The 1663-nt window shown below is 64.5% G+C and carries 3 protein-coding genes; all 3 read right to left on the bottom strand.

The features are described from left to right. Positions 1–135 precede the first annotated feature (135 nt). The 3 genes from NE609_RS17270 to NE609_RS17260 are packed head-to-tail and all read right to left on the bottom strand — an operon-like array spanning position 136 to position 1414. A complete protein-coding gene (locus tag NE609_RS17270) occupies positions 136–699 on the bottom strand; it encodes a sugar O-acetyltransferase (protein WP_101549433.1) in 564 nt (187 codons plus the stop codon). Beyond that, positions 696–1022: an ATP synthase subunit I gene (locus NE609_RS17265; RefSeq protein ID WP_256153234.1), complete on the bottom strand. Its 327-nt coding sequence runs from the start codon at positions 1020–1022 to the stop codon at positions 696–698. Before NE609_RS17265 ends, NE609_RS17270 begins: the two co-directional genes overlap by 4 nt. Continuing rightward, entirely contained in the window at positions 1019–1414 is a 396-nt protein-coding gene (locus NE609_RS17260) for an Rrf2 family transcriptional regulator (RefSeq protein ID WP_101549430.1), read from the bottom strand. Before NE609_RS17260 ends, NE609_RS17265 begins: the two co-directional genes overlap by 4 nt. Positions 1415–1663: the final 249 nt, after the last annotated feature.

Raw genomic sequence — 1663 nt, 5'->3', positions numbered from 1 at the left:
GCATGAACAAGGCCGCCCGGCTGCGCGGCCTTTAAGCGCTCCTCACGGGACGCGCGGACGGCTGCGGGCAGCGCCCCGCCTGCGCCAGACGCTTTGAGGGTTTCCAAAGGGAACTTTCGAGAAAGTTCCCTTTGGTCACAGGCTCTCCACGATCTTCCGGATGACGCGGCAGGGATTTCCGGCGGCCAGCACGCCCGCGGGGATATCCCGCGTCACGACGCTGCCCGAGCCGATCACCGTGTTGTCGCCGATCGTCACGCCGGGGTTGATCACCGTATGCCCGCCGATCCAGACGTGGTTGCCGATGCGCACCGGTTTTCCATATTCCAGCCCGGTGGCGCGCGCGGTCGGATCGAGCGGGTGGGTGGCGGTGTAGATATCGACGTTGGGCCCGATCTCCACATAGTCGCCGATGATGACCTGCGCGCTGTCCAGCACGGTCAGGCCGAAGTTGGCGTAAAACCGCTCGCCCACCGAGGTGTTGACGCCGTAATCAAACCACACGGGCGGCTCCATGTAGGCGCGCTCCTTGTGTGCCCCGAGCATCCGCATACGCAGGCGGTCGTGCCCCGCTTCGTCCTCGGGCGGCAAATTGTTGTAGGCCTGGCAGATCTGCCGCATCATCAGACGCAGCCGCACCAGCTCGGGATCCCCGGGATCGTACGGTTCTCCGGCGAGCATTTTCTCACGTTCTGTCATTTGGGTCCATCTTCCTTTCGCGCGCCGCCGGTGGGCGGCGCGTCTGTTTTCTGTCCGCGGGGCAGCGCCGCGAGCAGGGCCAGCAGCAGCTTCTGCGCAATCAGCGGCAGCAACGCCCCCACTGCGTCGAGCTGCGGTAAAAACAGCGCCAGCGCGATCAGCGCGATCGTAAAAAACCAGCGCGCCGCAAACCCCAGCATGACAAGGGTCCCGGCGCGTTCGGGAGCTTTCGCCGCCTTTTTCGCGGCATAGCGCAGCAGCAGCGCGTCCGCCGCCGCCCAGACACATCCGGCGGCCAGCCCCGCGGCAAACGGCGCGGTCATTCGCCGAAATGGATGGCGTAGAGGCGGTCGCGCACCAGCTTCGCGATCTCGGCGTAGGCGCGGTTGAAGCGGCATTCCCCCTCCTCGACGCGGGTGCACTGGAACTCCCCGTCGCCGCCGACGCACCGGCTGATCGTAATCGGGCCCTCTACCGTCTCGATGACTTCTCCGAGCGGGATCTCCTGCGGCGCGCGGGCAAGCTCGTAGCCGCCCTGCGTGCCCTTATAGGACCGCACGATCCCCTGCGCGACCAGCTTGCGCAGGATTTTGAGGGAAAAGCGCAGGGTCACGCCCGTCGCGGCGGAGAGCGCTTTGGCATCCATCCGGCTCCCGTTCTTCGCCAGACAGTTGACAATCCGCACCGCGTAGTCGGCTTCGAGGGTGATATACATGAAATCCGCTCCTTCGTTCGCGCTTTTCCAAAAGGAATAAACTATACTAATTAAGTGTATAACATTCGGCGCGTTTTGTCAAGGGCGGGGTTCCCGGATTTGCCGCTCAAGGAGCGGCGGAGATTGTCGGCTGGCGGCCGGCGGACGCTTTGGATTTGCCGCTCAGTGAGCGGCGGAGGTTGTCGATGGCCGGTCGACGGCGGTTTTAGATTTGCCGCTCATCGAGCGGCGCAGTTTGTCGGTAGTCGA

The sequence above is a fragment of the Anaerotruncus sp. DFI.9.16 genome (genome assembly GCF_024461615.1).
Lineage (GTDB): Bacteria > Bacillota > Clostridia > Oscillospirales > Ruminococcaceae > Anaerotruncus > Anaerotruncus massiliensis.
This window is presented reverse-complemented; position numbering and strand designations above follow the sequence as displayed.